At 61.0% G+C, this 26,046-nt stretch carries 33 protein-coding genes; 15 read left to right on the forward strand and 18 right to left on the reverse strand.

Translation table 11 applies throughout. The annotated features are described in order from the left end of the window. Window positions 1-27: 27 nt before the first annotated feature. Window positions 28-381: a hypothetical protein gene (locus ACR0KX_RS16540; protein WP_170454691.1), complete on the reverse strand. Its 354-nt coding sequence runs from the start codon at window positions 379-381 to the stop codon at window positions 28-30. A 216-nt stretch (window positions 382-597) separates the two neighbouring features. On the opposite strand from ACR0KX_RS16540, the gene ACR0KX_RS16545 reads away from it, so the two are divergent. Continuing rightward, window positions 598-1,587, forward strand: a complete 990-nt coding sequence (locus ACR0KX_RS16545; protein WP_170624255.1) for a glutathione S-transferase family protein — start codon at window positions 598-600, stop codon at window positions 1,585-1,587. Here the strand turns inward: ACR0KX_RS16545 and ACR0KX_RS16550 are convergent. After that, window positions 1,569-1,931, reverse strand: a complete 363-nt coding sequence (locus tag ACR0KX_RS16550) for a response regulator (protein ID WP_170454695.1) — start codon at window positions 1,929-1,931, stop codon at window positions 1,569-1,571. The genes ACR0KX_RS16545 and ACR0KX_RS16550 overlap by 19 nt on opposite strands. A gap of 183 nt (window positions 1,932-2,114) precedes the next feature. Here ACR0KX_RS16550 and cobD point away from each other — a divergent pair, with 183 nt between their 5' ends. Genes cobD through ACR0KX_RS16565 form a run of 3 tightly spaced genes read left to right on the forward strand, consistent with a single transcriptional unit; the run spans window position 2,115 to window position 5,165 of the window. Beyond that, window positions 2,115-3,074: a threonine-phosphate decarboxylase CobD gene (cobD, locus tag ACR0KX_RS16555; protein ID WP_170624257.1), complete on the forward strand. Its 960-nt coding sequence runs from the start codon at window positions 2,115-2,117 to the stop codon at window positions 3,072-3,074. Then, window positions 3,071-3,991: an adenosylcobinamide-phosphate synthase CbiB gene (gene cbiB / locus ACR0KX_RS16560; RefSeq protein ID WP_170624259.1), complete on the forward strand. Its 921-nt coding sequence runs from the start codon at window positions 3,071-3,073 to the stop codon at window positions 3,989-3,991. The genes cobD and cbiB overlap by 4 nt, the downstream gene beginning before the upstream one ends. Before the next feature lie 10 nt (window positions 3,992-4,001). Continuing rightward, a complete protein-coding gene (locus ACR0KX_RS16565; RefSeq protein ID WP_170624261.1) occupies window positions 4,002-5,165 on the forward strand; it encodes a lytic murein transglycosylase in 1,164 nt (387 codons plus the stop codon). A gap of 4 nt (window positions 5,166-5,169) precedes the next feature. Here the strand turns inward: ACR0KX_RS16565 and ACR0KX_RS16570 are convergent, their stop codons facing one another. The 5 genes from ACR0KX_RS16570 to ACR0KX_RS16590 all read right to left on the reverse strand — a co-directional run bounded on the left by ACR0KX_RS16570 (window position 5,170) and on the right by ACR0KX_RS16590 (window position 11,376). Then, the gene (locus ACR0KX_RS16570; protein ID WP_170455039.1) at window positions 5,170-5,517 is read right to left on the reverse strand and encodes an acyl-CoA thioesterase; all 348 of its coding nucleotides are present in this window, start codon (window positions 5,515-5,517) and stop codon (window positions 5,170-5,172) included. 221 nt (window positions 5,518-5,738) lie between these two features. Continuing rightward, complete coding sequence (locus ACR0KX_RS16575; protein ID WP_170454704.1) at window positions 5,739-6,089, reverse strand: hypothetical protein; 351 nt, start codon at window positions 6,087-6,089, stop codon at window positions 5,739-5,741. A 53-nt stretch (window positions 6,090-6,142) separates the two neighbouring features. Then, window positions 6,143-9,598: an AAA family ATPase gene (locus ACR0KX_RS16580; protein WP_170624263.1), complete on the reverse strand. Its 3,456-nt coding sequence runs from the start codon at window positions 9,596-9,598 to the stop codon at window positions 6,143-6,145. 140 nt (window positions 9,599-9,738) lie between these two features. After that, window positions 9,739-10,134: a hypothetical protein gene (locus tag ACR0KX_RS16585; protein ID WP_170454709.1), complete on the reverse strand. Its 396-nt coding sequence runs from the start codon at window positions 10,132-10,134 to the stop codon at window positions 9,739-9,741. 42 nt (window positions 10,135-10,176) lie between these two features. After that, window positions 10,177-11,376 carry an aminotransferase-like domain-containing protein gene (locus ACR0KX_RS16590; protein WP_170624265.1) on the reverse strand — a complete coding sequence of 400 codons (1,200 nt, stop codon included), beginning with the start codon at window positions 11,374-11,376 and terminating at the stop codon, window positions 10,177-10,179. 150 nt (window positions 11,377-11,526) lie between these two features. On the opposite strand from ACR0KX_RS16590, the gene ACR0KX_RS16595 reads away from it, so the two are divergent. After that, window positions 11,527-12,297, forward strand: coding sequence for an FCD domain-containing protein (locus ACR0KX_RS16595; protein WP_170624268.1), 771 nt, complete (start codon window positions 11,527-11,529; stop codon window positions 12,295-12,297). 80 nt (window positions 12,298-12,377) lie between these two features. Here the strand turns inward: ACR0KX_RS16595 and ACR0KX_RS16600 are convergent, their stop codons facing one another. From ACR0KX_RS16600 to ACR0KX_RS16620, 5 genes are all read right to left on the reverse strand, one after another. Next, window positions 12,378-12,938: a F0F1 ATP synthase subunit B gene (locus ACR0KX_RS16600; RefSeq protein ID WP_170520225.1), complete on the reverse strand. Its 561-nt coding sequence runs from the start codon at window positions 12,936-12,938 to the stop codon at window positions 12,378-12,380. 5 nt (window positions 12,939-12,943) lie between these two features. Next, window positions 12,944-13,495, reverse strand: coding sequence for a F0F1 ATP synthase subunit B' (locus ACR0KX_RS16605; RefSeq protein ID WP_170454717.1), 552 nt, complete (start codon window positions 13,493-13,495; stop codon window positions 12,944-12,946). A gap of 86 nt (window positions 13,496-13,581) precedes the next feature. Then, entirely contained in the window at window positions 13,582-13,806 is a 225-nt protein-coding gene (locus ACR0KX_RS16610) for a F0F1 ATP synthase subunit C (RefSeq protein WP_005981269.1), read from the reverse strand. A gap of 76 nt (window positions 13,807-13,882) precedes the next feature. Continuing rightward, entirely contained in the window at window positions 13,883-14,641 is a 759-nt protein-coding gene (locus ACR0KX_RS16615) for a F0F1 ATP synthase subunit A (protein WP_170454719.1), read from the reverse strand. A gap of 2 nt (window positions 14,642-14,643) precedes the next feature. After that, the gene (locus ACR0KX_RS16620) at window positions 14,644-14,976 is read right to left on the reverse strand and encodes an AtpZ/AtpI family protein (protein ID WP_170454720.1); all 333 of its coding nucleotides are present in this window, start codon (window positions 14,974-14,976) and stop codon (window positions 14,644-14,646) included. A gap of 232 nt (window positions 14,977-15,208) precedes the next feature. On the opposite strand from ACR0KX_RS16620, the gene ACR0KX_RS16625 reads away from it, so the two are divergent. Further along, a complete protein-coding gene (locus ACR0KX_RS16625; RefSeq protein WP_170520223.1) occupies window positions 15,209-15,559 on the forward strand; it encodes a metalloregulator ArsR/SmtB family transcription factor in 351 nt (116 codons plus the stop codon). Here ACR0KX_RS16625 and ACR0KX_RS16630 read toward each other — a convergent pair. The 4 genes from ACR0KX_RS16630 to ACR0KX_RS16645 form a co-directional block, all read right to left on the reverse strand. Continuing rightward, window positions 15,552-15,965 carry a universal stress protein gene (locus tag ACR0KX_RS16630; RefSeq protein WP_170454724.1) on the reverse strand — a complete coding sequence of 138 codons (414 nt, stop codon included), beginning with the start codon at window positions 15,963-15,965 and terminating at the stop codon, window positions 15,552-15,554. The genes ACR0KX_RS16625 and ACR0KX_RS16630 overlap by 8 nt on opposite strands. A 113-nt stretch (window positions 15,966-16,078) precedes the next feature. Continuing rightward, window positions 16,079-16,351 (reverse strand): hypothetical protein, encoded by a 273-nt coding sequence (locus ACR0KX_RS16635; protein WP_170454726.1) that lies wholly within the window; start codon window positions 16,349-16,351, stop codon window positions 16,079-16,081. A 64-nt stretch (window positions 16,352-16,415) separates the two neighbouring features. Next, complete coding sequence (locus tag ACR0KX_RS16640; protein ID WP_170454729.1) at window positions 16,416-17,330, reverse strand: DMT family transporter; 915 nt, start codon at window positions 17,328-17,330, stop codon at window positions 16,416-16,418. Next, on the reverse strand, window positions 17,327-18,205 hold the full coding sequence (locus ACR0KX_RS16645) for a LysR family transcriptional regulator (RefSeq protein ID WP_170624270.1): 879 nt from the start codon (window positions 18,203-18,205) through the stop codon (window positions 17,327-17,329). The genes ACR0KX_RS16640 and ACR0KX_RS16645 overlap by 4 nt, the downstream gene beginning before the upstream one ends. A 119-nt stretch (window positions 18,206-18,324) precedes the next feature. Between ACR0KX_RS16645 and ACR0KX_RS16650 the strand changes: the two genes are divergently transcribed. Together ACR0KX_RS16650 and ACR0KX_RS16655 are read left to right on the forward strand one after the other, a co-directional pair. Then, window positions 18,325-18,906, forward strand: coding sequence for an NAD(P)H-dependent oxidoreductase (locus tag ACR0KX_RS16650; RefSeq protein ID WP_170454733.1), 582 nt, complete (start codon window positions 18,325-18,327; stop codon window positions 18,904-18,906). A gap of 72 nt (window positions 18,907-18,978) precedes the next feature. Continuing rightward, window positions 18,979-19,722 carry an aspartate/glutamate racemase family protein gene (locus ACR0KX_RS16655; protein WP_170454735.1) on the forward strand — a complete coding sequence of 248 codons (744 nt, stop codon included), beginning with the start codon at window positions 18,979-18,981 and terminating at the stop codon, window positions 19,720-19,722. Between the two features lie 71 nt (window positions 19,723-19,793). Here ACR0KX_RS16655 and ACR0KX_RS16660 read toward each other — a convergent pair whose 3' ends face one another. Continuing rightward, window positions 19,794-20,324 (reverse strand): prolyl-tRNA synthetase associated domain-containing protein, encoded by a 531-nt coding sequence (locus ACR0KX_RS16660; RefSeq protein WP_170624272.1) that lies wholly within the window; start codon window positions 20,322-20,324, stop codon window positions 19,794-19,796. Window positions 20,325-20,412: 88 nt separating this feature from the next. Here ACR0KX_RS16660 and ACR0KX_RS16665 point away from each other — a divergent pair, with 88 nt between their 5' ends. After that, entirely contained in the window at window positions 20,413-20,931 is a 519-nt protein-coding gene (locus ACR0KX_RS16665) for a hypothetical protein (protein WP_170624274.1), read from the forward strand. A gap of 36 nt (window positions 20,932-20,967) precedes the next feature. On the opposite strand, the gene ACR0KX_RS16670 is transcribed toward ACR0KX_RS16665, so the two are convergent. Next, a complete protein-coding gene (locus ACR0KX_RS16670; protein WP_480708609.1) occupies window positions 20,968-21,822 on the reverse strand; it encodes a sulfotransferase domain-containing protein in 855 nt (284 codons plus the stop codon). Window positions 21,823-22,126: 304 nt separating this feature from the next. Here ACR0KX_RS16670 and ffh point away from each other — a divergent pair, with 304 nt between their 5' ends. The 6 genes from ffh to rpsP all read left to right on the forward strand — a co-directional run bounded on the left by ffh (window position 22,127) and on the right by rpsP (window position 26,045). Beyond that, a complete protein-coding gene (gene ffh / locus ACR0KX_RS16675) occupies window positions 22,127-23,635 on the forward strand; it encodes a signal recognition particle protein (protein ID WP_170624278.1) in 1,509 nt (502 codons plus the stop codon). After that, window positions 23,636-24,172, forward strand: a complete 537-nt coding sequence (locus tag ACR0KX_RS16680; protein WP_170624280.1) for a GNAT family N-acetyltransferase — start codon at window positions 23,636-23,638, stop codon at window positions 24,170-24,172. Continuing rightward, window positions 24,169-24,759 (forward strand): GNAT family N-acetyltransferase, encoded by a 591-nt coding sequence (locus ACR0KX_RS16685; protein ID WP_170624283.1) that lies wholly within the window; start codon window positions 24,169-24,171, stop codon window positions 24,757-24,759. The genes ACR0KX_RS16680 and ACR0KX_RS16685 overlap by 4 nt, the downstream gene beginning before the upstream one ends. Continuing rightward, window positions 24,756-25,295, forward strand: coding sequence for a GNAT family N-acetyltransferase (locus ACR0KX_RS16690; RefSeq protein ID WP_170624284.1), 540 nt, complete (start codon window positions 24,756-24,758; stop codon window positions 25,293-25,295). Before ACR0KX_RS16685 ends, ACR0KX_RS16690 begins: the two co-directional genes overlap by 4 nt. Beyond that, on the forward strand, window positions 25,292-25,588 hold the full coding sequence (locus ACR0KX_RS16695) for a chorismate mutase (RefSeq protein WP_074737903.1): 297 nt from the start codon (window positions 25,292-25,294) through the stop codon (window positions 25,586-25,588). Before ACR0KX_RS16690 ends, ACR0KX_RS16695 begins: the two co-directional genes overlap by 4 nt. A 67-nt stretch (window positions 25,589-25,655) precedes the next feature. Further along, the gene (rpsP, locus tag ACR0KX_RS16700; RefSeq protein ID WP_170350323.1) at window positions 25,656-26,045 is read left to right on the forward strand and encodes a 30S ribosomal protein S16; all 390 of its coding nucleotides are present in this window, start codon (window positions 25,656-25,658) and stop codon (window positions 26,043-26,045) included. Window position 26,046: the final 1 nt, after the last annotated feature.

Here is a 26,046-nt window from a genome sequence, read left to right on the forward strand (position 1 = left end):
GACAAAACCCGGCCCGAGAGGTTTCGCCTACTCCTCGTGCCCCAGCAACGCGATTGGGGCATCCGGGGCGCGGTAGAAATCCAGCGGCGCTTTGTCATGGGCGGCGGTGCTGCGCTTGAACTCGTATCGCATTTCGCCACCCTCTTCCTCATCCGCGATGATCAGGCACTGATACAGGTGGTTGGCGCCGTCGTAGATATCGACCAGCCCGCGCAGGCGCGGCGTGGTCTCGGCCTCGACCGTAAAACCGTCTTTCCACAGTTTGAGGATTTTGTAGCGATTGTCGCCAATCTCTACCCGCAAACGGCTGGATTTCTTCAGGGATGCGATTCGCGCAGCGTCTAATTCGGCGCGAATCTCCTTGGAAACATAGGTACTCATCAAAAATATCCCCCTTGAATGCATAATATTGTGAACACCGATACGTAAAAATCCAGTGAACTGCGTCACATAGGCTGAACCAACCGGCAAAATGTTGCGCGGACATCTCAGCGCTGTCTGTGCGCAAGCGCAGGTTGGTTGCGCAAAAGCTGGGATAGGAAGGGCAGCCTCTGCGCCCTATCTTTGCCCTGACACTTGGGATGCGGAGGACGCGCGATGGGCCTGCTGGTCGATGGAAAATGGCACGACACATGGTATGATACCAAATCCACTGGCGGGGCATTCAAACGCAGCGCCGCGCAGTTTCGCAACTGGCTGACCGCCGATGGCAGCGCGGGCCCGTCGGGCAAGGCGGGCTTCAAGGCGGAGCCGGGCCGCTATCACCTCTATGTCTCGCACGCCTGCCCGTGGGCGCATCGCACGCTGATCTTCCGCGAGCTAAAAGGCTTAAGCGATCTAATCCCGGTCTCGGTCGTGCATCCTGACATGATGGACAAGGGCTGGACGTTTGAGACAGACGATCACGGCGCAACAGGCGACGCCCTCTACGGTCTGGATTTCGCCCATCAGATCTATACCAAGGCCGATCCCGGCTATTCCGGGCGCGTTACGGTTCCGATCCTGTGGGACAAGCAGCAACAAACCATCGTGTCGAACGAAAGCTCGGAAATCATCCGCATGTTCAATTCCGCCTTCGACGGGATCACCGGAAACACCGATGATTACTGGCCCGAGGCGATGCGCGACGACATCGAAGAGGTCAACGCCCGCATCTATTCCGACGTCAATAACGGCGTCTACAAATCCGGCTTTGCCACCACGCAAGAAGCTTATGATACCGCCGTTCATCCGCTGTTCGACACGCTGGACTGGCTGGAGGACCGGCTGGGCCACAACCGCTATCTGATGGGGGATCGCGTGACCGAGGCGGACTGGCGCCTGTTCACCACCCTGATCCGCTTTGATCCGGTCTATCACCTGCATTTCAAATGCAACAAAAGGCGGCTGGTCGATTATCCGAACCTCTGGGCTTATACCCGCGAGCTATACCAATGGCCGGGCGTTGCGCAGACGGTGAACATGAACCATATCGTGCGGCACTATCACTACAGCCATGACAGCATCAATCCGCACCGGATCATCCCGGTGAACCCGGCGCTGGACTACACGGAACCGCATGGTCGTGGTCAGCGACCCGCCGCGTAATGTTCAACCATCGCCGCCAGATCCTCTGGCGGCGTTGCACTTTGCACATAGGCACAGGCATTGGGGCTGTGGGCAAAGATGGACCCGTCCGAAAAAAACGTGGTGTTGGTGACAAAGATCACCCGCGCCTCGGGGCGGCGATAACTGGCGAAATCGGCCACGGCCAGCGCACTGCCGCTTTCCAGCACCAGATCCAGCACGATGATGTCAAAGGCCGTGCCATACAGCGCGAGGATCGCAGCCTCTTGCCCGGCGACCAGTTCAACCTCGGCACCTTGTCGTTCCAGATGCCTTTTCCAGACCCGACCAAGGTCGGGGTTACTCTCAACAATCAGAACTTTCATTTGCAACAACCTCGGCACTTGGTATGGTGAGTGGTGCCGACCCCCGTGGTCTGTGATCCCGTGATTTCCTTAACAAAGTGTTAACGATGGTGCCGACACGCGCTGTTCACGCGGATTTGCTTGTCAAAACGGCAAAAATCCGCTTGAAGCAGGTCGAATCCGGCGTTTGGGACTTATGGCGCGATGACTGACACCAATTTGAACCCGCGCACCAAACGCGACCACGGCGGCGGGCTGGACGATGCGATCAAGCGGTATGGCGGCACGCGGGACGGATGGATTGATCTGTCCACCGGAATCAACCCGCACCCCTATCAGGTCTCAGACCTGATCGCGTCAGACTGGACGCAACTACCCGATCATGGCGCGTTCGAACGGCTCAGCGAGGCCGCGCGCCGCTTTTGGTCCGTCCCGGACGCCGCCGCGATTCTGCCCGCGCCCGGAGCGTCAGCCGTAATCGCGCGCCTGCCCGCACTTGCCGCGCCCGGTCGGGTTCAGATCACGACGCCAACCTATAACGAACACGCCGCCGCCTTTTCCGCACAAGGCTGGCAGGTGCATGCGGATGCCCCGGCTGAGGCCCGCGTCATCGTGCACCCCAACAACCCGGACGGGCGGCTTTGGCAGGAGGCCGACGCCAACGCCCCCCTGACAGTGATCGACGAAAGCTTTTGCGACGTAATCCCCGAAGCTTCCTTGATCCATTTGGCATCTCGTCCCGGTATCATTGTTCTGAAGAGCTTTGGCAAATTCTGGGGGCTGGCCGGGCTGCGCCTGGGTTTTGCCATTGGTCAACCTGACACAATTGCCAGGTTGAACGATCTGACCGGGCCATGGGCGGTATCCGGCCCCGCCCTGCGCATCGGCACACGCGCCTTGCAGGACGAGGCTTGGGCCGCGCAAACCCGAACCAGACTGGCGCAGGAGGCAGCCCGTCTGGACACAATGCTGACAAGCAAAGGGGCCAAGCTGGTGAGCGGAACGTCCCTGTTCCGTCTCTATAATGTTGATGATGCGCACGTCTGGCAGGACCGTCTGGCTCAGGCTCATATCTGGAGCCGCATCTTCCCCTATTCCAAAACCTATCTGCGCCTCGGCCTGCCCCCCTCGGACGGCTGGTCCCGGCTGGACGCCGCGTTATGAGCGCAGCGCTGCTGCTGGCCTGCGCCCTGTGTCTGGACGCAGCGTTGGGTGAGCCTGATTGGCTGTGGTCGCGCCTGCGTCATCCTGCGGTGCTTATGGGCAATGGGGTCGGCCAACTCGACAAACGCCTGAACCAGGGCGGAAACAAACGCCTCAAGGGCGTGATCGCGCTGGTTCTGCTGGTCGGTATCGCCGGGGCGTTGGGCTGGCTTCTGGCCTTGCTGGGACCGGTGGTCGAGGTCGTGATTTGTGCGATCCTTCTGGCCCAGAACTCGCTGGTTGCCCATGTCCGCGCCGTGGGCGACGGGTTGCTTGACTCGATCACCGAAGGGCGCGCCACAGTCGCCATGATCGTCTCGCGCGATATCTCCGACATGACCGAGGCTCAGGTCGCGCGGTCAGCCATCGAAAGCGCCGCCGAGAACCTGAGCGACGGCGTCATTGCGCCTGCTTTCTGGTTCCTGATCGGGGGGCTGCCGGGGCTGCTGATCTACAAGGCCGTCAACACCGCAGACAGCATGATCGGGTACCGAAACGAAACCTATCGCGACTTCGGCTGGGCCTCGGCCCGGTTTGACGATCTGCTGAATCTGATCCCGGCGCGACTGACCTGCCTGATGATCGTCGCACTTTCGGGCCAATGCTCCCGCTGGACCGAGATCATCGCGGACGCGCGCCGCCATATCTCACCCAATGCCGGATGGCCCGAAGCGGCAATGGCACGCGCGCTGGACATCGCCTTGGCCGGACCCCGCAGCTATCACGGGCAATTGCGCGATCTGGCCTGGGTGAACGGGAATGCAAGGCGCGAGATCGGCGCGGCAGAGGTTTTCCGCGCATGCCGTATGCTGTGGTCCGTCTGGGGGCTTGCACTCGGCCTCGTGTCAGTGTGGGTTGGGGTCACGCTGATTTTCTAAAGGACACCTTATGCGCTTGTTGCCTTCCCTGTTCGCCGCCGCCTTGTTTTCGGCACCCGCTTTTGCCCAATGCGGTGGCGGGTTCAGCCAGTTCGTGGGCGGCCTGAAAACCGAAGCGGTGCAGAAGGGTTTTGATCAGGGCACCGTCGATGCGTTCTTTCAGGGCGTTCAGCAGGACGGCGCTGTGCTGCGGGCTGACCGGGCGCAGGGCGTGTTCCAGATGCCTTTCATTGATTTCTCGCGCCGCCTGATCTCGCAAAACCGGATTGACCGCGGCCAGTCCATGTCGCGCAAATACGAGGCCGTGTTTGACCGGATCGAGCGGGAATACGGTGTCTCGCGCGGCGTGTTGCTGGCCTTCTGGGCGTTCGAAACCGATTACGGCGCGGTGCAGGGCGATTTCAACACCCGTAACGCGCTGGTGACCCTGGCCCATGACTGCCGCCGCCCCGATCTGTTCCGCCCACAGATCTTCGCGGCGATCGAGCTGTTCCGCCAGGGCAATTTCGACCCGCAGCGCACCACCGGAGCCTGGGCCGGCGAGATCGGTATGGTTCAGATGCTGCCGCAGGACATTCTGGACAATGGTGTAGACGGGGATGGGGACGGTCAGGTTTCGCTCAAGACCTCGGCCCCCGATGCGCTGATGTCCGGGGGCAAGATGCTGTCCCATCTGGGCTGGCAACCCGGCCAGCCCTGGTTGCAGGAAGTCACCGTGCCCGCGCAGATGGACTGGTCCCTGTCAGGCCCCGGCAAACCGCGTTCGGTGGCCGAGTGGCAGGCGATGGGCATCGAGGCACGCGGCGGATCTTTGGCCGACCTGCCCGCCTCACTGATCCTGCCGCAGGGCCACAAGGGGCCTGCCTTTCTGGCCTATCCGAATTTCGACGTCTATTTCGAATGGAACCAAAGCTTCGTCTACGTCCTGACCGCCGCCTATTTCGGCACCCGTCTGGAAGGCGGCCAGATATACAACGCGGGCAACCCGACACCGGGCCTGTCGGATGCTCAGATGAAACAGCTACAGACCAAGCTACAGGCGCGCGGGCATGACGTCGGCAAGATCGACGGCATTCTGGGCGCAGGAACGCGGTCAGCCGTTCAGGCGGAACAGGTGCGGCTGGGATTGCCCGCGGATGCTTGGCCGACGGCGGAGTTGTTGGGGAAGTTGTAGCCCATTAATCGCCTTGATCGCTTTCAAAGACAGGTCGCGGTGCACCTGTATCGTCCAAAGCAACAAATACGAAATCCGCGTCGGTTACCTTTTGACCATTGTGGGATTGTCTCGGGCGTGCCCAGACATCCACATGCACACGCATGGATGTGCGACCAATTTTAACCAGCGTTGCGTAAAGCGTCACTTCATCCCCAACCTTGACCGGTTGCAGGAACTGCATTGCTTCGACCGATACCGTCGCTGTTCGTCCCTGTGCCACGCGCGCCGCCATATTGCCCGCAGCCAGATCCATTTGCGACATCAACCACCCACCGAAAATGTCACCCGCCGGGTTGGTGTCAGCGGGCATTGCAATGGTGCGAATGACAAGAACGCCGTCATCCTGCTGGCGACCATGCGATCCTCGTTTTTTTCCAAGTGCGAGCCGTGTGTCGGTGTCTTCAGTCACAGATCAAGTCCTTCGATGGGCAGATGTCAGGCAAGTATCTCGTCAGTCTGACAAGTTTAGCGTTCAAACTAAAGAGACGACCTATTTGCATGGTGGTTAAAGGCTGACCACATTGCCGACTATCACTCCGGCCGCACCGGATACCGATCCCCCTTCTCATCTATCAGAATTAATCGATCTCCACTGCGCACGTACAAATCACACCGGCTGAATCCATTACGATAGGCAATGCAGACGCTGCCATCCTCGGCGATGCTGTAGGTGCCGAAGGCCGATTCTCCGCTGGCATAGGTGTAGGAATACGCCCCGCCCGCCGAAAACTTGGATTGACCGTCATCGTAAAAGGTCAGCGTGCGGCCCGCCAATGCGTCCAGTTCCTCGGGGCTGAGGGGGACGTCGCCGGGTTTGGTTGGCCATTCAGCCGCCGCAAGCGGGCTGGCCAATAGCAGGGCAAGGATCAGAATACGTCTCATGCGCCCAAGTTAGCCCGATATCTTCGCAACGTTCATAACGTTGCGGTGAGCGGTCAGGCGACCATCTGCTCGGCCTTCTTCAGATCGACCGAGACCAGTTGGCTGACGCCCTGTTCCTGCATGGTCACACCGAACAGCCGGTCCATCCGCGCCATCGTTACCGCGTGGTGGGTGATGATCAGGAACCGCGTGTCGGTCTGGCGGCACATCTCGTCCAGCAGGTCGCAGAAGCGGGTGACGTTGGCGTCGTCAAGCGGCGCGTCGACCTCGTCCAGAACGCAGATCGGGGCGGGGTTGGCCAGAAAGACGCCAAAGATCAGCGCCGTCGCGGTCAGGGTCTGTTCGCCACCCGACAGCAGGCTGAGGGTCGAGAGCTTTTTACCCGGCGGCTGGCACATGATCTCAAGCCCCGCATCCAGCGGATCGTCGCTTTCGACCATGACCAGATTGGCCTCGCCACCGCCAAACAGGTGCTTGAACAGCATGGCGAAGTTCGAGTTCACCTGCTCAAACGCGGTCAGCAGCCGTTCGCGGCCTTCGCGGTTGAGGCTGGCGATGCCGCTGCGCAGGGCCTTGATGGCCTCTTCCAGATCGGCCTTTTCGCCGTTCAGGGTGTCGAATTCTTCCTGAACTTCCTTGGCATCCTCTTCGGCGCGCAGGTTCACCGCGCCCATCGCGTCGCGCTGGCGCTTGTGGCGGTTTACCTCGGCCTCAAGTGCGTCGGCGGCGGGCATCTGGTCCGGGTTCACGTCCAACTGGTTCAACAGTTGGTTTGGCGTCAGTTGCTGATCCTCGGCAATCCGCTCGGCCGCGGCGACAACGCTTTCCTTGGCCGCATCGCAACGCGCCTCGGCTGCAGCGCGAGTTTCCCGCGCCTCTGAGGCCAGTCGCTCGGCCTCACGCTCGGCCAGCACAACTTCGCGCTGCTGGGTCTCGGCCTCGGCCAGCTTGTCGGCGACCTCGGCACGGCGGGCCTCGGCAGTTTCGATCAGCTCGTTCAGTTCCTCGCGCGCCTCGGCAATCTCGCCGGGGGCGGCCATGGCCTCGGTCAGTTCCTCTTCCGAGCTTTCCTTGCGTTCGGCCAGTTCCGAGATGCGCTTTTCGGCAGTTTCCAGACGGTGTTTCCACCCGCTGAGGTCTTTCGTCACCTCTTGGCTGCGGCGCGTCCGCGCCTCGCCCTCGCGGCGCAGTTCGTCATGGGTCGAGCGGTGGGTCAGCATGGTGATCCGCGCCGCTTCGACCGTCTGCTTGATATCTTCGACCTGCGCACGGGCGCTATCGAGGTCACCCAGACCAGTCAGCGCGCCCTCAGCTTCGCGCAGCTGTGCGCGGGCCGACATGGCGTCTTCTTTGTGGCGGTCCACGGCCAGCGTCAGTGTTTCCAGCTTGCCCTGTGCCAGATTGCGGTCGGCCTCGGCCCGGCTGAGCAAGCGGGCGGTTTCGGCCATGCGCTGATCGGCGGCGCGGCGGGCTTCGCGCGCGCGGCGGTCGGCTTCGGTGACATCGGCCAGTTGCTGCGACAGTGCCTCATGCGCGGCGCGGGCGCCATCGGCCTGCGCCTCGGTGCGGGCCAGTTCCTGTTTCAGCGCTTCCAGCTTGTTGAGCTGTTCCAGACGCAGGGCCGCCGCGCTTGGCGCATCCTCGGCCCAGGCGCGGAACCCGTCCCAGCGCCACAGATCGCCCGAGCGCGACACCAGCCGCTGACCCGGTTTCAGCGATGCCTGCAACCGCGCACCCTGATCCGCATCGACCAGACCGATCTGCGCAATCCGACGGCTGAGACGATCGGGGCCGGAGACATGCAGTGCCAGAGGCTCGGCCCCCTCGGGCAACGGCTGATCGCTGTCATAGCCCGCAACCTGCACCCAGCCTGACGGACCATCCCCTTCGACCAGCGGCGCGCGCAGATCATCGGCCAGCGCCGCACCCAGCGCCTTTTCGTAACCGGGTGCCACGCGCAGCAGATCCAGCACCTGCCCGCCTTCTGCCGTATCCCGTTCGACCAGCTTGGCCAGCGCCGTGGTTTCGGCGCGGATCGCGCCCAGCTCGCCCTCGGCCTCGGACCGTTGCGCGCGGGCTTCGGCCTCGCGGGCCTGCGTGTCGTTGCGCAGCTCGTCGGCGGCGGCCAGCGCTTCTTCGGCGGCCTCGGCGGCCTCGCGGGCCTCTTCTTCGCCCTCTTGCGCGGCCTCAAAAGCCTCGCTGGAACGGGTCAGGGCCGATCTGGCCTCATCGACGGCCGAGCGGGCCTTTTCTTCCTCGCCCTCGGACCGGGCCAGCGTCTTGCGGCTGTCCTCGACCAGACGCTGCGCCGACTGGTGGCGGGCGACGAGGCGTGCCATATCCTCGGTCTGTTGTGACAGGTGATCCTCACGGTCCTGCAGCACCGATGCGGCCTCACGCGCAATCTCAGCGGCCTCAGAGACTTTGTCGTCATGCCCCTCGGCGGCCTTGGCCAATTCGCGGGCTTCCCATTCCAGACGCTCGATCATCTCACCCGCGTCGCGGTTCAGACCGGCCTCGCGCTCGATATCGTTGCCCAGTTGCCTGATCCGGTTGGTCAGCGTCTCAATGGTCTGGCGCGCGCGGGTTTCCTGATCCGAGAGTTGATCGCGCTGCACCTGCTGGCGTTGCAGGACGGCGGCGGCGATGGCCTCTTCCTCGCGCAGGGGCGGCAAGGTCTCTTCGATCTCGGCGCGTTTGGCGGCTGCGGCGCGGGCCTCGGCCTCGGCCCGGGACGCTTCGGTCAGTCGTTCGCGCAGCTTTTCCTCGGCCTGCTGGCGGGCCATGTCGGCCTCTTTCCAGCGGCGATATAGCAGCATCCCCTCGGCCTGCCGCAATTGATCGCCAATTTCACGATACCGCGCGGCCTGACGCGCCTGACGCGCCAGCTGCGCCAGTTGCGCGCCCAACTGTTCCAGCACGTCATCGACACGGGTCAGGTTGGTCTCGGTCCCTTTCAGCTTCAACTCGGCCTCGTGCCGCCGCTGATAGAGGCCGGAGATTCCCGCAGCTTCCTCAAGAATACGGCGGCGGGCGCGGGGTTTGGCGTTGATCAGTTCGGCGATGCGGTTCTGCCCCACCAGCGCCGGGGAATGCGCCCCGGTCGAGGCGTCGGCGAACAGCATCTGCACGTCACGCGCCCGCACGTCCTTACCGTTGGTCTTGTAGGCACTGCCCACATCGCGAGTGATGCGGCGCACGATCTCAAGCTGATCGCTGTCGTTGAACCCCGAGGGCGCGAGGCGTTCCGAGTTGTCCATGGTCAGGACCACTTCGGCGAAATTGCGCGCGGGCCGGGTGGCGGCACCGGCAAAGATCACATCCTCCATCGCGCCGCCGCGCATGGATTTGGGGCGGTTTTCGCCCATGACCCAGCGCAGAGCCTCAAGCAGGTTGGACTTGCCGCAGCCGTTCGGACCCACCACACCGGTCAACCCGTCCGCGATGATCAGATCGGTCGGATCAACAAAGCTTTTGAAGCCGGTCAGTTTGAGTTTGCTAAAGCGCAAAAGCGACGAGTCCCTTGATTCCTGTTGTCAGGAAGTCTGCGCAACGGAGGGGCGAGGTGTCAACGTGATTGCGCAGGATATGGGATATTGGCCCGACTTATCCACAATATCTTGCCGAAATACGCAAATAAGCGCAGTTCTCAATATGGCGTACACTCGAACACTTCGTAGGCATAGCCGCTGGACGCGCCATAGTTGATACATTCGTAATTGGGTCGCGAGATGGCGGTCAGCAGCAACCGCTCCCCCGCCTCGCGGTCGCAACCCAAAACGCCGACCGTCACCGCCGCATCGCCCAGCACATCCAGGATCGGGCAACCCGACACCTGCGCCATGGCCAGCGCTGCACGATCCCGGATTGGGCCAAGGCGTGGGGCGTATTGCGCGTTGACGCGGACCGCCTCGGCCAGTTCGCCGCGCACGCGCACGTCAAACACACTGCCGTTTACGGCAACGCGCGTGGCAGGGACGTTGCGAAAATGGGGCGTGCCAGCCGAACAGGCCGCAAGCAGAAAGAGGGCGAGATACCGGATCATGCCGCAGGGTTGCAGTAAATTGGTTAACAGACCCTTTCCGCGTCAGGCCCGCAGCACGTTGCCCAACCTGCGAATACCTTCGCGGATCGTTGCCTCATCCGAATTGGAAAAGCTCAGCCGGATGGTATTGGCCCCGCTGCCGTCCGGAAAGAACGCCTGACCGGGCACAAACGCCACTTTCTCGGTCGCCAACGCACGCGCCAGCAGGTCGGACCCGTCTGTGCCCACCGGAAGCGTGACCCAGATGAACATGCCGCCCTCGGGCCGGGTCCAGACCACGCCATCCGGCATGTGCTGCTGCAAGGCGGCCAGCATCGCATCGCGCCGCGCCTGATAGGTTGCGCGGACCTTGGGGATATGGGTGTCGAAACACGCCTCGGCCACCTGATGCACGGCCATCTGGTTGATGGTGGCCGAGTGCAGATCAGCGGCCTGTTTCATCAGCACCATCTGCGAGATGACCGGCTTGGCAGCGACCACCCAGCCCATCCGCAATCCCGGCGACAGTGTTTTCGAAAAGCTGCCGCAATAGATCGTGCGGCAGTTTTCAATCGTTCCTTTCTGCGCAAGTTCCAGCGCCAGAACCGGTGGAATAGCCTCGCCATCATAACGCAGGGCCTGATAAGCCCCATCCTCGATCACCGCGCATTCCAGTTCTTCGGCCAGGTCCAGCAGCGCCTCGCGCCCGTGCAAATCAACCGTCTCTCCGGTCGGGTTCGAGAAATCCGGTGACAGATAGGCGAACTTGACCGCCCCGTCCCCGGCCGCCTCACGATATTCCCCAGCACCGCGATTGCCGTTGATGCTGAGCCGGTCAAACCGCGGCTCATAGGCGTTGAAAGCTGCCAAAGCCCCAAGATAGGTCGGCCATCCGACCAGGGCCGTATCGCCCGGCGACAGGAACAGCTTACCAAGATAGTCCAGTGCCTGTTGCGAGCCCGAGGTGATCAGGATGTTGTCGACCTCGCACTCGACCCCGATCTCCCGCATATGGCGGACCAGCCACTCGCGCAGCGGCGCATAGCCTTCGCTGACCGAGTATTGCAGCGCCTGCGCCTGAGTGTCCGGCCCAAGCGCTGCCTGGAACGCCTGCGAAAACGCATCTGCCGGGAACAGGGCCGGATCGGGGATTCCACCAGCGAATGAGATGATGCCGGGCTGGTCCAGCAGTTTCAGCAATTCCCGTATCTCGGACGCTTTCATTCTGGATGTACGGGTGGCGAACAGGGTCTGCGCGGTCATGAGGCTCCTCCGATCTCAATTCGGGCAACCTATGCAGAACAGTATTAAAGTCAACAATACTGACCTAATGTTTCAATCAAAGTGAAACCGCCCTTCTTGAACCCGAACCCCCACTGTGGTCATATGTTTTGACCAATTTTGGACGTGTATATGCCCTTTCAAAAAGTTCAGACCGAAAAGCTGTCGAGTGCAGTTGTCCGGCAGATCGAATTGCTCATCCTACGCGGCATCCTGCGCCCCGGCGAGCGTCTGCCGTCGGAGCGGGAATTGGCCGAGCGCATGGGCGTGTCACGCCCATCTTTGCGGGATGCCATTTCCGATCTGCAGGACCAAGGGTTGCTGACCGCAAAGGCCGGATCCGGTATCTATGTGGCCGAAGTTCTGGGCTCGGCCTTTTCCCCTGCCCTGATCCGGTTGTTCAGCAGCCATGACGAGGCAATGTTCGACTATCTGTCCTTCCGCCGGGATATGGAGGGGCTGGCCGCCGAGCGCGCTGCGCGGCTTGGGTCCACCAGCGATCTTAAGGTGGTTCAGGCCATTTTCGACCGGATGGAGACGGCACATGAGCGCAACGCCGCCGAAGAAGAAGCCGGGTTGGACGCCGAGTTTCACATGGCCATTATTGAGGCCAGCCATAACGTTGTCATGCTGCACATGATGCGGTCGATGTACGATCTGCTCCGGCAGGGTGTGTTTTACAACCGCCAGATGATGTTTCAGCAACGCGCCACGCGTGAGGCCATTCTGGACCAGCACCGCGCGATCAACACAGCCCTGCAAGCTCGGGATCCCGAGGCCACCCGTTTGGCGGTCGAACAGCATCTGGATTTCGTCGAGCGCTGCATGAAGGATCAGCAAAAGGCCGAACGCAACGAGGCGATTGCACAGCAACGCCTGGCGCATGAGACGGGGCAAGCCTAGGCGCCGAAACCGCTTTGGGCACCTGAAACAAAAAAACCCGGCGACTGCGCCGGGTTTTCTTAATTCGGGATAGGCAATTGTCAGTGCAGCTTTTCGCCCACGTCAGCAATGGCCGCATCGATCAGCTTGTTCGCCTGAGCAGCGGTCATCTGCTTGGCCAGCACAGCGTTAGCTGCCGAGACAGCAACGGTGATGGCCTGATCGCGCACTTCCTTCACAGCCGAAGCCTCAGCCGACGCGATCTGGTCCTGTGCGGCCGCCAGACGGCGCGCGATGGATTTCTCCAGATCGACCTTGGCTTGCTCTGCTGCCAGCGCCGCGTCATCCTTGGCCGCAGCCACGATGGCATCCGCCTGCGTCTGCACTTCGCGCTGCTTACGCTCGTACGAGGCCAGCAGGCTGCGCGCTTCTTCATGCAGGGCGCGGGCTTCGTCCAGTTCGGACTTGATGCCCTCGGCCCGGTTGTCCAACGCGCCACCGATCATGCCGGGGACCTTGAAGTAGAACAGGACCGCGATGAAGACGATGAAGCCCAGAGTGACGACAAAGTCCGTATTGCCAAGCGAGAAGAACGGGCCGCTTGCGGCCAGCGCCGGGCTTGCGGCACCGAAGGTCAGGATAAGGGCAAGAGTGTTCCGCATGTCACTTATCCTTTCATCTGCGCATCTACGGCACCGTCGATGGCTTTGGCATCCGCCTCGCCGCCCAGTGCTGTGACCAGTTCAGCCGCCGTATCCTTGGCAACCACTTGAATGCTTTCCAGCGCACCGGCACGGATGTCGGCAATTGCCTTTTCCGATTCAGCCGCCTTTGCAGCGATTTCCGCGTCCGCCTTGGCAATCGCGTCATCCAGACCAGCCTGGATTTCGGCGCGGGCTTCCGCTGCGATACGCTGTGCCTCAGAACGGGCATCGGCCAGCGCCTTGTTATAGGCCTCTTCAGCCTCGACCGCCTTGGCCTTCAGATCTTCGGCCGCAGCCAGGTCATTTGTAATGGTCCCCTGACGTTCAGCCAGGATTGCCGCGATGCGCGGCAAGGCCACGCGGGACAGGACCAGAAAGATGACGACCAGCGTAATGACCAGCCAGAAAATCTGGTTGGGGAACCAATCGAAGCAGAGCTGTGGCATCCCGATGGCAGAGCCATAGGAGTCGACGCACGAGCCGGCTACCTCTTTAGTAATGGGTTCAGTCGCCATGATATCCTCCGTCGGAAACTTGTCTTTACAACAGGTGGGCCGCTATGGCTTGGGCCCACCTGCGCGTAAGGATCAGGTTCCGCAGATTATACGGCGAACATCAGCAGCAGCGAGACCAGGAATGCGAAGATCCCCAGGGCTTCTGCGAACGCGATACCGATGAACAGGGTTGCGGTCTGCGAAGCAGCCGCCGAAGGGTTGCGCAGGGCGCCGGCCAGGAAGTTGCCTGCAACGTTGCCCACCCCGATTGCGGCTGCGCCGGAACCGATTGCTGCCAGGCCTGCGCCGATGTGTGCGAGATCGCCTTCCATGATGTATCTCCTTACGAATTGGAAGTTTCGATGTTGGGTTATCGTTCCTGCGTAGGATGGGTGATTTCACCCATCTTTAGTGATGCGGATGCAGAGCGTCCTTCAGGTAAACACAGGTCAGAATGGTGAAAACGTAGGCCTGAATGAAGGACACGAGGACCTCAAGGCCATACATTGCGGTGATCGCCAGAACGGACACGGGCGAAATCGCGGCAATCGCGGCAAAGCCTGCGAACACCTTGATAACAGCGTGGCCTGCCATGACGTTACCAGCAAGACGAATGGAGTGGCTGACCGGGCGCACGAAGTACGAGATCAGCTCGATGATCGCCAGAATGGGACGCAGCGCCAGCGGGGCGCTGGACACCCAGAACAGGCTCAGGAAGCCTGCGCCGTTCTTGACAAAGCCCAGCACGGTCACGGTCAGGAAGACCGACAGCGCCAGCGGGATGGTCACGGCGAAATGCGACGTTGTGGTGAAGGACATGGGGATCATGCCCAGGAAGTTCGCGCAGACGATGAACATGAACAGAGTCATCACATAGGGGAAGTACTTGACGCCTTCCTTGCCGCAGATGTCTTCCAGCATCTTGTAGATGAAGCCATAGGCCAGTTCTGCGACCGACTGCATCCGGGTCGGAACAATCGCGCGCTTCGAGGTCGGCACGATCAGCAGCAGAATGATGGCCACGATCGCAAGGAACAGCCACAGCGTCACGTTGGTGATCGTGAACATGCCCACCGCACCGTCACCGAACAACGGCTTAACGATGAACTGATCCATCGGGTGGAAAACCAGGCTGCTGCCTTCTGCTGCGGTGGTCTCAGTTGCCACGTTCAGTCCCTCTCGTCCTTCTCGGCCGCCTCAGCCGCCGCTTGTTTCTCTTGAACCTCTTTCGCGCTGCGGAGCATAACCTTCACGCCCGCGACAAGGCCCAGCAATGTGAACAGCACCAGAAAGATCGGGATCGTCCCGAACAGGCTGTCCAGCCCGTATCCGATGCCAAATCCGATCCCCAGACCGGATACCATTTCGATGACCATCCTCCAGGCAAGCTCGCCCCCGGACACGTCAGCATCCGCACGAGGCTTGGGCTGTTTCGCCTTTTTCGCCGCGTCGATCTTAGCCTCCAGCTGCGCCATACGCTGCTTTTGGTCGTCATCGGTCACGGGCGTTTTCCTCGCACAGTCTTGGGGCTAGGTGCTAAGGGGCGCAGGGCACAGAGTCAACGGTGTTGAGCGCCCGAATTGCCGCAGGATAAACTCCTGTTTTCATTCGGTATTTCTGCTGGGAAGGTGCAGGTAAATCGCAAATCAAAAGGTGGGCAATACGAAATCACCCTGAATCCACATATTCAACCAAATGGTTGACCAAACTCCGGCGCTGTGGTTCAGCGGGATCATGTCCGACGACCTCGACACCGTATTCGCCGCCCTGGCTGACCCGACCCGGCGCACCATCCTTGCGATGTTGCTTGAGGATGACATGGCCGTCACCGACGTGGCCGAACCGTTCGAGATGTCGCTGGCCGCGATCTCGAAACACCTGGTCATTCTGACCAAGGCCGGGCTGATCTCTCAGGAAAAGCGCGGGCGGGTGAAGTGGTGCAAGCTGGAGCCCGACGCCCTGCGGACGGCTTCGGTCTGGATGCAGGGGTTCGGACAGTTCGAGCCGGTGAACCTGGACGCGTTCGAGCGGTTTCTTGAGGTCGAACTGCCCGCGACGGATGGCGCGGATGACTCGCCTACCTGACGACAAACACGGACACTTTGGCGTGTTTCGCCAGATACCCGGCATGGCTTGAGAAGATATAGTCCGTGATCCGAGGCGCGTGTGTACCCACAACGATCAGATCGGCGCCAATCTCTTCGGCTGCACGCGTCAGATCCCCATCAACTTCGACCGCAACATCGACTGAATGGATGTTCTTAGTGCCGACCTCTGCACCGCTTTTGGCCGAAAGGTCATCTGCCAAAGCCGCAAGGTCCTTGGCGATAGAGGCGTCCGATGCGGTGACATCACCGGGTTGGGTACCAGTCACGCTGACCAGGGTCACACGTGCGTTTTGCCATTTGGCCATCTCACCCGCCACAGCAACGGCTTTTTGCACTTCGGGCGGCAAGTGAAGATCGACGGGGATCATGATGTGACTGAACATTTCGTCCTCCTCTTCCTTGTGGAAAGTATAGAAGACATGCCCGGTTTCAGCCTTGATCTGCCTCAACGGAGGGGCTGTTCGCCCTCTTGGCGAACAACACAGCCGCACCGCAATCAGCCGGGTATGACGCTGTAAATGACGCCTGTTGGGTCCGCCGAACACGTCCATGGGCGGCTTTGCCCGGCAACGGTAACCTCTGTTACGGAACCCCGTGGGTCGGGCCGCGTTTCCTGCGCCTTGACGTCATCAATACGCGTGCCGCTTTCGGCAGAGACCAGCGCCTCGCAACTGGCTTGCAGCGATGTCTCGTCGCCGGAGCCCTGCAAGTTGCCTTGCGTACAAGCGCCCAGTGCGATCAAAACTGCGCCCGTTAGAAATGGCTTCATTCCCCTGCCCTCGTTTTCGTTTTGGCCGATAGGATGCTGCCAGAAGCTGATGGGAACACAAGCGTCAATCTGCACTGCGGCGAAGGGATGCCGGCTCGGGGACTTCCTCTTTCAGCAGCAAGAGAAGGGCCAGAACTGTCAAGGCAATGCCCACCACGATCAGCCCGGTCGGCACACCGTTGCCCAACGCAATCTCCCACAGGATGACCCAACTGGGCACCAAATAGGTATACGCCATGACTTTGGCCGAGGGCAGCCTCAGCGCCGCAAACTGGACCAGAACAAAGCTGGCTGCCGTTGCAAAGAAGGACAGGTACAGCAGCCCGATCCAGACGATGCTCGGCAGGTTGGACCAATTGGTGCTGATTATATCCGACCAGCCGAAGGCCGTCAGCAGGACGCACCCGGCCAGCAGAGTGCCGAAGGTGAACACAACCGCCGGTTCGCCCCGGTTCAGCTTGCGGACCATGGGTGTATAGATTGCGTGGGCGACGCAGCCCACGAAATAGATGACCTCACCCACCCCGATCTGGAAAGCCCGGAACAACTGCCAGTCGGCGCGAAAAATCACCCACAATGCGCCGACCGCCCCGACGGACAGGGCCAAAGCCATCCGCGGGGTTGTGACCTGCCGCAGCAACACCCACCCAGCAATGGCCGAGACGACCGGCGTCAGCGTGAACACGGCGGCAGCACTAACCGGCGGAGCGGTCTGCAGACCGTAGAACATCAGGACAAAATAGGTGGCGAACAGACCGCCCAGAACCAAATAGCGCCACGGGGCCTGCGTGGCGGAACGTGGCACACCGGTCGTGGCATAGGCAGCAATCCCAATTACTACCGCCGCAATCGCAAAGCGCACCGCGTTCAACGCAGCTGGGGCGATCTCATTCGCGATCATCGACCCCAGCGAGAAGCTGCCTGCTACCAGCGCCGAAAAGCACAACATGGCCAGATGGCCACGGGCTTGCGGCGTCATGGCAGCCAGGTCCGCGACTGTTCCTTCAGGAAGGACAGGAACGCCTGCACCTTGGTCGTGCGGTGCAGATCGACATGGGTGACCAGCCACAGTTTGCCCGACCATTCGGGCAGGCTGTCCATCACTTCCTCAAGATCCGGGTATCTGGCAGCCTCCCATCGGGCCATGAACCCGATCCCGGCCCCGGCCCGAACGGCCTCGGCCACGGTGAAGTTGTTCGAGCACCTGAATGTCAGCGCCTCGGCCGGGGCGTTGGCCCGCAGCCATTGCGAAAACGGCGCGCGGCTGTTTTCGTCATCATTTCCAACAAAGGCGTGTTTGGGGAAATCCTTGACACTTTGCGGCTTGCCCCGGCGGGCGACGTAATCCTTGCTGGCAAACAAGCCCACGTCCTGTGTCACGAAGGGCTGCACAACATTGTCCGGCTGATCCGGCGCTGACCCGGCGCGAATGGCAACATGCGCCTCGCCATATTCAAGGCGAAACAGGCGGTCCCCGGTCAGATAGCGCACGATCAACCCCGGGTGGGCCTTTTGGAACTCGCTGAGAGTGGGCACAACCAACGGCACCAGCGACGCCAGCGAGGTCACCACCAACTCGCCCGAGACATCGTCGCCCCGGCCCTTCATTCGACCCACAAGCTGGTTGAACTGATCCTCGGTCGCCTGCGCCACGCGCAACAGGTCTTCACCCGCCTCGGTTGGCGTATATCCCCGCGCGTGACGCTGGAACAGTTTCACACCCAACCGCGCCTCGATCGCGTCGATATGGCGGATCACGGTTGCATGGTGCACGCCCAAAACCTCGGCCGCGCCGCTGACGGTTCCCATCCGCGCGACCTGATATGCGGTTCTCACTTCATCCCAATTATCCATGGCAAAGCTATCTTTGTGCAATTTCTAACAGACACTGTTGATGTATCCGACTTTTGTTCGCCAGCGCAACAATCATATTGAGCCCAGACCACATCACCCCTGATCGAAGGACTGCAGAAATGACCAAAACCATTCTCCACATCGACGCCTCGGCCCGCCGCACCGGATCGGCAACCCGCGATCTGTCAGACCGTGTCGTCAAACATCTGGGTGCCGGGCGCATCATTCGCCGTGATCTGGCCTCGCCCCTGCCGCTGCTGACCGAAGACTGGATTGCCGCGAACTTTACCCCGGCAGATCAGCGCGACGCGGTTCAACGGGATCAACTGGCCCTTTCGGACGAGCTTGTGAACGAGCTTCAGCAGGCCGACACCATCGTCATTGGCCTTCCGATCTACAACTTTTCCGTACCCGCCGCATTCAAGGCGTGGATCGACCTTGTTGCCCGCGTGGGTCTAACCTTTTCCTACACCGAAAACGGCCCCAAAGGCCTGCTGGAAGGCAAACGCGCCGTTCTGGCCATCGCCTCGGGCGGCACCGCCGTGGGGTCCGAGATCGACTACGCGTCTGGCTACGCAAAGCATGTTCTGGGCTTTATCGGAATTCACGATGTGGACGTCGTCGCCGCGGACCAATTGGCCATCGACCCTGACGCATCAGTGCAGAATGCGCATAAGGCCGTATCCGAACTGGCCGCCTAAACCGGCACTGGCCTTCGCGACCAGAAATGTCCAATCTGCAAAACAGGTATTTTGCGGGTTGGACATTCAATCATGAAAAAGATCGGAATTCTGGGCGGAGTCGGCTGGGCCTCGACCGTCGACTACTACAGAGCCATCGCCGAAGGGGCGGGCCGATATTTTGCCGCGCGCGGCCATGGCTCGCCCCTGCCCGTACCGCCGATGACGATCGAGTCGGTGACGCAAGCCAGAACACGGGCGCTGCGCGGTGTGGCCGGAAACGAAGAAAGCTGGGCAGAGTTCGACGCGGTCTTCCGCGACGCGCTGCTGACCCTTGAAAACGCAGGGTGTGATTTCGGCATCATTGCGTCGAACACGCCCCATGCCCGCCTGCACGCGATCCGTCAGGGTGTTTCGATGCCCATCCTCAGCATCTTCGATGCCACTGCCGAAGCCACCGCAAAAACCGGCGCATCACATGCGCTGGTGCTGGGAACAACCGTGACCATGCAAGCGACCAACTATGCCGAAAGGCTGGCAGTCGAAGGCGTCACCGCAAACGTCCGACTGCCGGATCCGGACGTCGACGAGATGCAGGCCATGATCGACAGCGATTTTTATGGCGGCGCGTCCGGGACCGCGCACGCCCGTTTGCTGGCCTTCTGCAACCGCCACGCAACACCCGGCACCGCTATTCTGCTGGCCTGCACCGAACTGCCACTGGCCTTCCCCAACCATCTGGACGACCCGGTATTCGAGGCAGACGGGCATCTGTTCATCAACCCCTCAGCCGCCCATGTGGCCGCCGCCCTGAAACAGGCGCTGCCCGCGGACTAAAGCGCCCGCCCCTTCTTCTGTTCAAAAATACCTCCGCCGGAGGCACGTGCGCCTGAAAGGCGCGCGTTCAGTCAGGGCAGCCACGTCACCTGACAGCCGATCTTGTCGAAAAACGCCATCAGATCATCCCGCGACATCGCAACCGTCCGGTCATTGACCAGCGGATGCATGTAGATCACATCGGCCTGCCGTGCAGCGGCATCCATGAAAAAGCGCACATCATTCTGAACCCCTTTGATCATCGCCAGCGGGCTAACCGCGCCGGGCCGGATACCAAGGTTCTGCAACAGCCGGTCTGCCGAGCCGAACGACAGGTTGCCCACACCCAGCTCTGCCCCCAATGCTTTCAGATCGATCTCGCGGCTTTGTTCCAGCGTCACCAGATAGTTGCGCTTTTTCTTGTCGCGCAGATACAGGTTCTTAAGGCGCAGCGCGTTCTCTCCGGGCACCATGAACTGATCCTCGACGGCCTTCGACTCTTCGACCGTGCGCAGCGGAGGATGAGTGTGCAGCCGGTAAACCAGCCCCCAATCGTCCAGTTGCGCCAACAAGGCGTCGGAACTGAGCGGCAGCGTGTCCTGAAAAGCGGATGATGCGTCCATCGTGACCTCCTGTCTGATGCGCTCATCGCGCAACAAAGATGGAAATTCAAGCCACGACAGTGCCAGAATTCAGTGTTAGCGTGCCGCCATGAAAGTGTCGCGCAATACCCAGGACCAATTGATCCTGACATACACGCCATGGTTCATCGGCATCACGCTGGTCTTCTTTATCCTCGCCTTTGTCGGCGCAGGTCTGTTCATGGTCAGCGAAGGTGGCGAAGGCATTCTGTTCGGTCTTTTCTTTGCACTCTTTGGAGGAGGATTGGGGTTCGGCGCGTTCTGCACCTTTGTCCGGCGCGTTCAGGTCATACTGGACCGCAAAAAGGGCAGCATCGTGATCCGCAGGCAGTCGGTCTTTGGCTATGACGCGGTCGAGCATGCGCTGTCAGACCTGTCCCATGCCGAGATCGAAAGCTCGGTGTCGCGCAGCACCAAAGGATCGTCGACCCTCTATCGCCCGGTCCTGATACTCGACAAGGGTATGAGCGCAGGGCGGCATCCCATCGTCGAGGCATTCTCAAGCGGACGCGGAGCGCACGGATTGGTGGATGCGATCAACGATTGGCTGCCCGCTGGCGATCAGAAACCAGATCGGGAACAGGCCTGAGGGTTACACGGCCCGACCATGTTCCAGCCACATCCGCTAAGCCGGGGTGACCATGCCGGCCATCCGGGCGTCATATCGCGCCATCTCGGCCTCGGTCAGCTTACCTTCCCACTTGTTGCTGGTGCCTGACGAGAAAAACTGCGCGAAATCGCGAAAAACGCTGGTAAACCCCGGCGTCTGCGACAGGCGTCTGGCATTGTCTTTCATCGACCCGAAGCTTCCCGCTTGCGAAATCCCGGCCACCATGCGGTCGTCGATGTTCATTCCCATGATCCCGGCCAATCGCCTGACCTGTCCCGGCAAGTCGCGGCTTAGCTCGGCATAGTGCAGGAAATGAATATTGGGCAGGTCGCGATAATCCCAGAAAGACCGGAAGTGATGCACGAACGAGGCCAGCGTCAGATCATCGGTCCCTTTGGTCGAGGCCGGGCGGTCCAGAAACATCGCAAACGCTTCGGACAGGTCGTCGGGAAACAGATAGTCCAGCCAGTCTTCGGTCATGTTCTCGACATGGCTACGCAGCGAAAAATGCACATCGACCGGATGACGATGAACCACCAGATACTGGGCATCCGGCGAATAGGTGATGCCATCCAGCGGTGTATGCGTTTTGATGCAGCGCCTGTGGTCCTGAACTTCCAGTGAATTGGCCTGCGCGACCCGGTCGCGAAAAGCGCAATCCAGCCAGGGCGAGACCTTGTTGTCATAGATCGACGGATCGGCCTGTTCGGTAATCAGCATTCGCACCAGTGTCTGCGTCCAGGTGGTTCCGCATTTGGGCGGCGTGCAGACAAACAGATCGTCAGGGCGTATCCGGAAATCGGGCCAGATATCCGTATTTGTCACCGGGCCCACGTAGTCGGTGGTCCGCTGTGGAAATGTACCGCTCACCTTCACCCTCCGACCCTTGCGTCCTGCTTGCCGACGCTACACCACAGGGGGTTCCATACAAAGCGCCTGTCTTGACTCGGTGCCTTCAGGCGCGTAGACGACGCGCAAACATCCGGAAGAAACCATCCTTCCGGTCCCTTGAGTCGTTCAGGGATCGCCCCCCACCAGCGAGTTTCGCCCGTGGGGGCAATGCCATTTGGCATTACCCCCACGTATAATTCTGTGGGAGGGGGCGTTTGTGCATTTAACCGGCGCATCCTATTTAGGACACGCCAAGAGACAACCGGCGAAGGAGGCCGAAGGCATGTTTGAAAATCTATCCGAACGCCTCTCTGGCGTCTTTGATCGGCTGACCAAACAGGGTGCCCTGTCCGAAGAAGACGTCAAGACCGCCCTGCGTGAGGTCCGGGTCGCGCTGCTTGAGGCTGACGTCTCGCTGCCGGTGGCTCGCGCCTTCGTCAAGAAGGTGCAGGAACAGGCGACCGGTCAGGCGGTGACCAAGTCGATCACCCCCGGCCAGCAGGTCGTCAAGATCGTGCATGACGCGCTGGTCGATACCCTGCGCGGCGAGGAAGACCCCGGCAAGCTCAAGATCGACAACCCGCCTGCCCCGATCCTGATGGTCGGTCTGCAGGGCTCGGGCAAGACTACCACCACCGGTAAGCTGGCAAAACGCCTGAAAGAGAAAGAGGGCAAAAAGGTCCTGATGGCCTCGCTCGACGTCTATCGCCCGGCGGCGATGGATCAGCTGGCGGTGCTGGGCACGCAGGTTGGTGTGGATACGTTGCCGATCGTGCCGGGCCAATCTCCGGTCGATATCGCCAAACGGGCAAAGCAGCAGGCGACACTTGGTGGGTACGACGTCTACATGCTCGACACCGCGGGCCGTCTGCATATCGACGAAGTCCTGATGGACGAGGTCGAACAAGTCCGCAATGTGGTCGATCCGCGTGAGACTCTGCTGGTCGTTGACGGCCTGACCGGTCAGGTCGCCGTTGAAGTGGCCGAGGAGTTCGACGCCAAGGTCGGTATCTCGGGCGTGGTCCTGACCCGGATGGACGGTGACGGGCGCGGTGGTGCGGCGCTGTCGATGCGCGCGGTCACTGGCAAGCCGATCCGCTTTGTCGGTCTGGGCGAGAAGATGGACGCGCTGGAGACCTTCGAGCCGGACCGGATCGCCGGACGTATTCTGGGCATGGGCGACATCGTGGCCCTGGTCGAAAAGGCCCAGGAAACGATGGAGATGGAACAGACCGAGCGCATGATGAAGCGCATGGTCAAGGGTCAGTTCAACATGAACGACCTGAAAATGCAGCTGGAACAGATGATCCAGATGGGCGGCATGCAGGGCATGATGGGCATGATGCCGGGCATGGGCAAGATGGCCAAGCAGATGGATCAGGCTGGTCTGGACGACAAGATCCTGCGCCAGCAGATCGCCATGATCCAATCCATGACCAAACGCGAACGCGCCAATCCCCAGCTTCTGCAGGCAAGCCGCAAGAAACGGATTGCAGCCGGTTCGGGGATGGAGGTCAGCGACCTCAACAAACTGCTCAAGATGCACCGGCAGATGTCGGACATGATGAAAAAGATGGGCAAGATGGGCAAAGGCAAGATGCTGAAACAGGCCATGAAGGGCATGTTCGGCAAAGGCGGCCCCTCGCCCGAGGATATGGCCGCAGGCATGGACCCCAAGGCGCTGGAACAGGCGGCCAAGGCGATGGGTGGTAAGATGCCCGGCGGCCTGCCCGGACTGGGCGGCGGCATGGGTCTGCCTTCGGGCCTCAGCGGATTCGGGAAGAAAAAGTAAGTGACTCTCGCGCCCACCATATCCACTGCGCGCCTGACATTGCGCCATCACCGGCTTGAGGATTTCGAGCCGATGGCCGCGCTGTTTGCGACGGATTGGGCGAAGTACATGGATGGGCCGTACTCGGCGCAGGACCTGTGGTCGATGCTGGGTTCGGACGTGGCCAGTTGGCAGTTTCTCGGGTTTGGCGCGTGGGCGGTCGATCTGACGGAAACCGGGGAATTCATTGGGCAGGTCGGGATCAATAAACCCCCTAAATTCCCGGAAACCGAAATCGGCTGGTGTATTTTCCCCGGATTTGAAAGCAAGGGCTATGCATTCGAAGCAGCTTGTGCCGCGCGTGACTGGGCGTTTCAGAATACCGGACTGACGTCTTTGGTCAGCTATATCGATGCGCCGAACACCCGTTCAATTGCGCTGGCCAAACGGCTTGGGGCACGTGAAGACCCAAGCGCAGCGCGCCCGGACCCCGAGGATGTCGTCTATCGTCACCCTCACCCGGATGAGCGGCAAATCGGATCGGAGGCCTACGCATGACCTTCCGGTTCGAAGCTCCGCCAAATGCTCAAGGGGCTGAATTGGCGTCTCGCGTGGCGGGCGCGATTCCGACGCTCGAAACCGAGCGTCTGGTTCTGCGCGCGCCACAATTGTCGGATTTCGACACCTATGCCCGGATCGTGGCCAGCCCACGCGCGCGGTACCTGGCAGTCATGTCGCGCGAGGATGCGTGGTATGATTTCGCTCAGATGGTCGCCATCTGGTCGCTGCGAGGCCACGGTCTTTGGTCGGTTGAAGCGAAGGCAGGCGGTCAACTGCTGGGCTTTGTCGTTCTCGGCTTCGAGCCGGAAGACCCAGAGCCAGAGCTTGGTTTCATCTTCACCGAGGAAGGCGAGGGCCACGGCTATGCGTTTGAGGCCGCCAGCGCCGCGCGCGGTTTTGCGTTCGAGCAACTCGGCTGGGACACTTTGGCGAGCTTTATCGTCAAAGGGAATGAACGCTCTCAACGTCTGGCAGACCGGCTTGGCGCTTTTGTGGAACGCGAGATCGTTGAAGCGGACGGTGTGACCTTGGTGTATCGCCACCTCGCCACCGATGGCGACGGCGGGATGGAGGCCTACGCATGACCTCATTCACCATCCCCACCGTTGAAACCCAGCGCCTGATCCTGCGCGCGCCGCATTTGGACGATTTGCCCGCGATGACCACGTTCTTCGCAACCGAGCGCAGTCATATGGTTGGCGGCCCCAAGGATGCGCTTGAAAGCTGGAATTCTCTGGCCAACCGCTTGGGGCACTGGGCGCTGAAGGGCTTTGGCCTATGGCACCTGACCGAGAAGACCAGCGGCGCATTTGTGGGCTGGGCCGGTATGATCGACGTACCCGGCTGGGCCGAGCCCGAGCTGGGCTGGACCCTGATGGCCGAGGCCGAGGGCAAAGGGCTGGGGTTCGAGGCCGCATCGGCTGCGCGCGATTATGCGGCGCGGCATCAGGGGCTGAACGGCGTGATCAGCTATATCGCCCATGCCAATGACCGCTCGCGCGCGCTGGCCGAACGGCTTGGTGCGACGCTGGAGATTGAAAACGCCGAGCTATTGGGCAAACGCGCCCAGATCTGGCGCCACCTGCAGATTGACTTGACCACCGAAAGGACCGGCCAATGACCAACCCCGTGACACAGGCTGCCACGCTGTTGAAAGAGCATCGCGAAAGCATCGACAGGCTGGACGCGATCCTTGTCTACACGCTGGGCGAGCGGTTCAAGCACACGCAGGCCGTTGGCAAGCTCAAGGCCGCACACGACCTTCCCCCGTCCGATCCCTCGCGCGAGGCAGCGCAGATCGCACGGCTCGAAGACCTGGCGAAAGAGGCCGATCTGGACCCCGACTTCGCCAAGGCTTTTCTGAATTTCATCATTCAGGAAGTCATCCGACACCATAAGAAACATCAAAACTAACCGGCATCTGCGCCGGCTCAACAAAAGACACGCCTTCGGCGTGATGCCATTCAAAGGAGATACCACCATGGCAATGAAAATTCGTCTCGCCCGCGGCGGCTCGAAAAAGCGTCCCTTCTACCGCATCGTGGCTGCTGACAGCCGCATGCCGCGCGACGGCCGTTTTATCGAGAAACTGGGCACCTACAACCCGCTGCTGCCGAAAGACAGCGAAGAGCGCGTGAAAATGAACATGGAGCGCATCCAGTACTGGCTGGATCAGGGCGCACAGCCCACCGACCGTATCGCACGTATGCTGGAAGCAGCCGGCACCCGCGACAAGGCCGAGCGCAACAACCCCAACAAGGGTACCCCTGGCAAGAAAGCTCAGGAACGCGCCGAAGAAAAAGCGGCCAAGGCTGCTGAAGCGGCCGAAGCGGCTGCTGCACCGGCTGAAGAAGCGGCTGCAGAAGAATAAG

The sequence above is a fragment of the Ruegeria sp. BG5 genome, from assembly GCF_056538425.1.

What these genes read in the sequence shown, in the direction of transcription:
- ACR0KX_RS16540 (WP_170454691.1), bottom strand. Translation starts at nt 381, where the DNA reads ATGAGTACCTATGTTTCCAAGGAGATTCGCGCCGAATTAGACGCTGCG.
- ACR0KX_RS16545 (WP_170624255.1), top strand. Translation starts at nt 598, where the DNA reads ATGGGCCTGCTGGTCGATGGAAAATGGCACGACACATGGTATGATACC.
- ACR0KX_RS16550 (WP_170454695.1), bottom strand. Translation starts at nt 1,931, where the DNA reads ATGAAAGTTCTGATTGTTGAGAGTAACCCCGACCTTGGTCGGGTCTGG.
- cobD (WP_170624257.1), top strand. Translation starts at nt 2,115, where the DNA reads ATGACTGACACCAATTTGAACCCGCGCACCAAACGCGACCACGGCGGC.
- cbiB (WP_170624259.1), top strand. Translation starts at nt 3,071, where the DNA reads ATGAGCGCAGCGCTGCTGCTGGCCTGCGCCCTGTGTCTGGACGCAGCG.
- ACR0KX_RS16565 (WP_170624261.1), top strand. Translation starts at nt 4,002, where the DNA reads ATGCGCTTGTTGCCTTCCCTGTTCGCCGCCGCCTTGTTTTCGGCACCC.
- ACR0KX_RS16570 (WP_170455039.1), bottom strand. Translation starts at nt 5,517, where the DNA reads ATGCCCGCTGACACCAACCCGGCGGGTGACATTTTCGGTGGGTGGTTG.
- ACR0KX_RS16575 (WP_170454704.1), bottom strand. Translation starts at nt 6,089, where the DNA reads ATGAGACGTATTCTGATCCTTGCCCTGCTATTGGCCAGCCCGCTTGCG.
- ACR0KX_RS16585 (WP_170454709.1), bottom strand. Translation starts at nt 10,134, where the DNA reads ATGATCCGGTATCTCGCCCTCTTTCTGCTTGCGGCCTGTTCGGCTGGC.
- ACR0KX_RS16590 (WP_170624265.1), bottom strand. Translation starts at nt 11,376, where the DNA reads ATGACCGCGCAGACCCTGTTCGCCACCCGTACATCCAGAATGAAAGCG.
- ACR0KX_RS16595 (WP_170624268.1), top strand. Translation starts at nt 11,527, where the DNA reads ATGCCCTTTCAAAAAGTTCAGACCGAAAAGCTGTCGAGTGCAGTTGTC.
- ACR0KX_RS16600 (WP_170520225.1), bottom strand. Translation starts at nt 12,938, where the DNA reads ATGCGGAACACTCTTGCCCTTATCCTGACCTTCGGTGCCGCAAGCCCG.
- ACR0KX_RS16605 (WP_170454717.1), bottom strand. Translation starts at nt 13,495, where the DNA reads ATGGCGACTGAACCCATTACTAAAGAGGTAGCCGGCTCGTGCGTCGAC.
- ACR0KX_RS16610 (WP_005981269.1), bottom strand. Translation starts at nt 13,806, where the DNA reads ATGGAAGGCGATCTCGCACACATCGGCGCAGGCCTGGCAGCAATCGGT.
- ACR0KX_RS16625 (WP_170520223.1), top strand. Translation starts at nt 15,209, where the DNA reads ATGTCCGACGACCTCGACACCGTATTCGCCGCCCTGGCTGACCCGACC.
- ACR0KX_RS16630 (WP_170454724.1), bottom strand. Translation starts at nt 15,965, where the DNA reads ATGTTCAGTCACATCATGATCCCCGTCGATCTTCACTTGCCGCCCGAA.
- ACR0KX_RS16635 (WP_170454726.1), bottom strand. Translation starts at nt 16,351, where the DNA reads ATGAAGCCATTTCTAACGGGCGCAGTTTTGATCGCACTGGGCGCTTGT.
- ACR0KX_RS16640 (WP_170454729.1), bottom strand. Translation starts at nt 17,330, where the DNA reads ATGACGCCGCAAGCCCGTGGCCATCTGGCCATGTTGTGCTTTTCGGCG.
- ACR0KX_RS16645 (WP_170624270.1), bottom strand. Translation starts at nt 18,205, where the DNA reads ATGGATAATTGGGATGAAGTGAGAACCGCATATCAGGTCGCGCGGATG.
- ACR0KX_RS16650 (WP_170454733.1), top strand. Translation starts at nt 18,325, where the DNA reads ATGACCAAAACCATTCTCCACATCGACGCCTCGGCCCGCCGCACCGGA.
- ACR0KX_RS16655 (WP_170454735.1), top strand. Translation starts at nt 18,979, where the DNA reads ATGAAAAAGATCGGAATTCTGGGCGGAGTCGGCTGGGCCTCGACCGTC.
- ACR0KX_RS16660 (WP_170624272.1), bottom strand. Translation starts at nt 20,324, where the DNA reads ATGGACGCATCATCCGCTTTTCAGGACACGCTGCCGCTCAGTTCCGAC.
- ACR0KX_RS16665 (WP_170624274.1), top strand. Translation starts at nt 20,413, where the DNA reads ATGAAAGTGTCGCGCAATACCCAGGACCAATTGATCCTGACATACACG.
- ffh (WP_170624278.1), top strand. Translation starts at nt 22,127, where the DNA reads ATGTTTGAAAATCTATCCGAACGCCTCTCTGGCGTCTTTGATCGGCTG.
- ACR0KX_RS16685 (WP_170624283.1), top strand. Translation starts at nt 24,169, where the DNA reads ATGACCTTCCGGTTCGAAGCTCCGCCAAATGCTCAAGGGGCTGAATTG.
- ACR0KX_RS16690 (WP_170624284.1), top strand. Translation starts at nt 24,756, where the DNA reads ATGACCTCATTCACCATCCCCACCGTTGAAACCCAGCGCCTGATCCTG.
- ACR0KX_RS16695 (WP_074737903.1), top strand. Translation starts at nt 25,292, where the DNA reads ATGACCAACCCCGTGACACAGGCTGCCACGCTGTTGAAAGAGCATCGC.
- rpsP (WP_170350323.1), top strand. Translation starts at nt 25,656, where the DNA reads ATGGCAATGAAAATTCGTCTCGCCCGCGGCGGCTCGAAAAAGCGTCCC.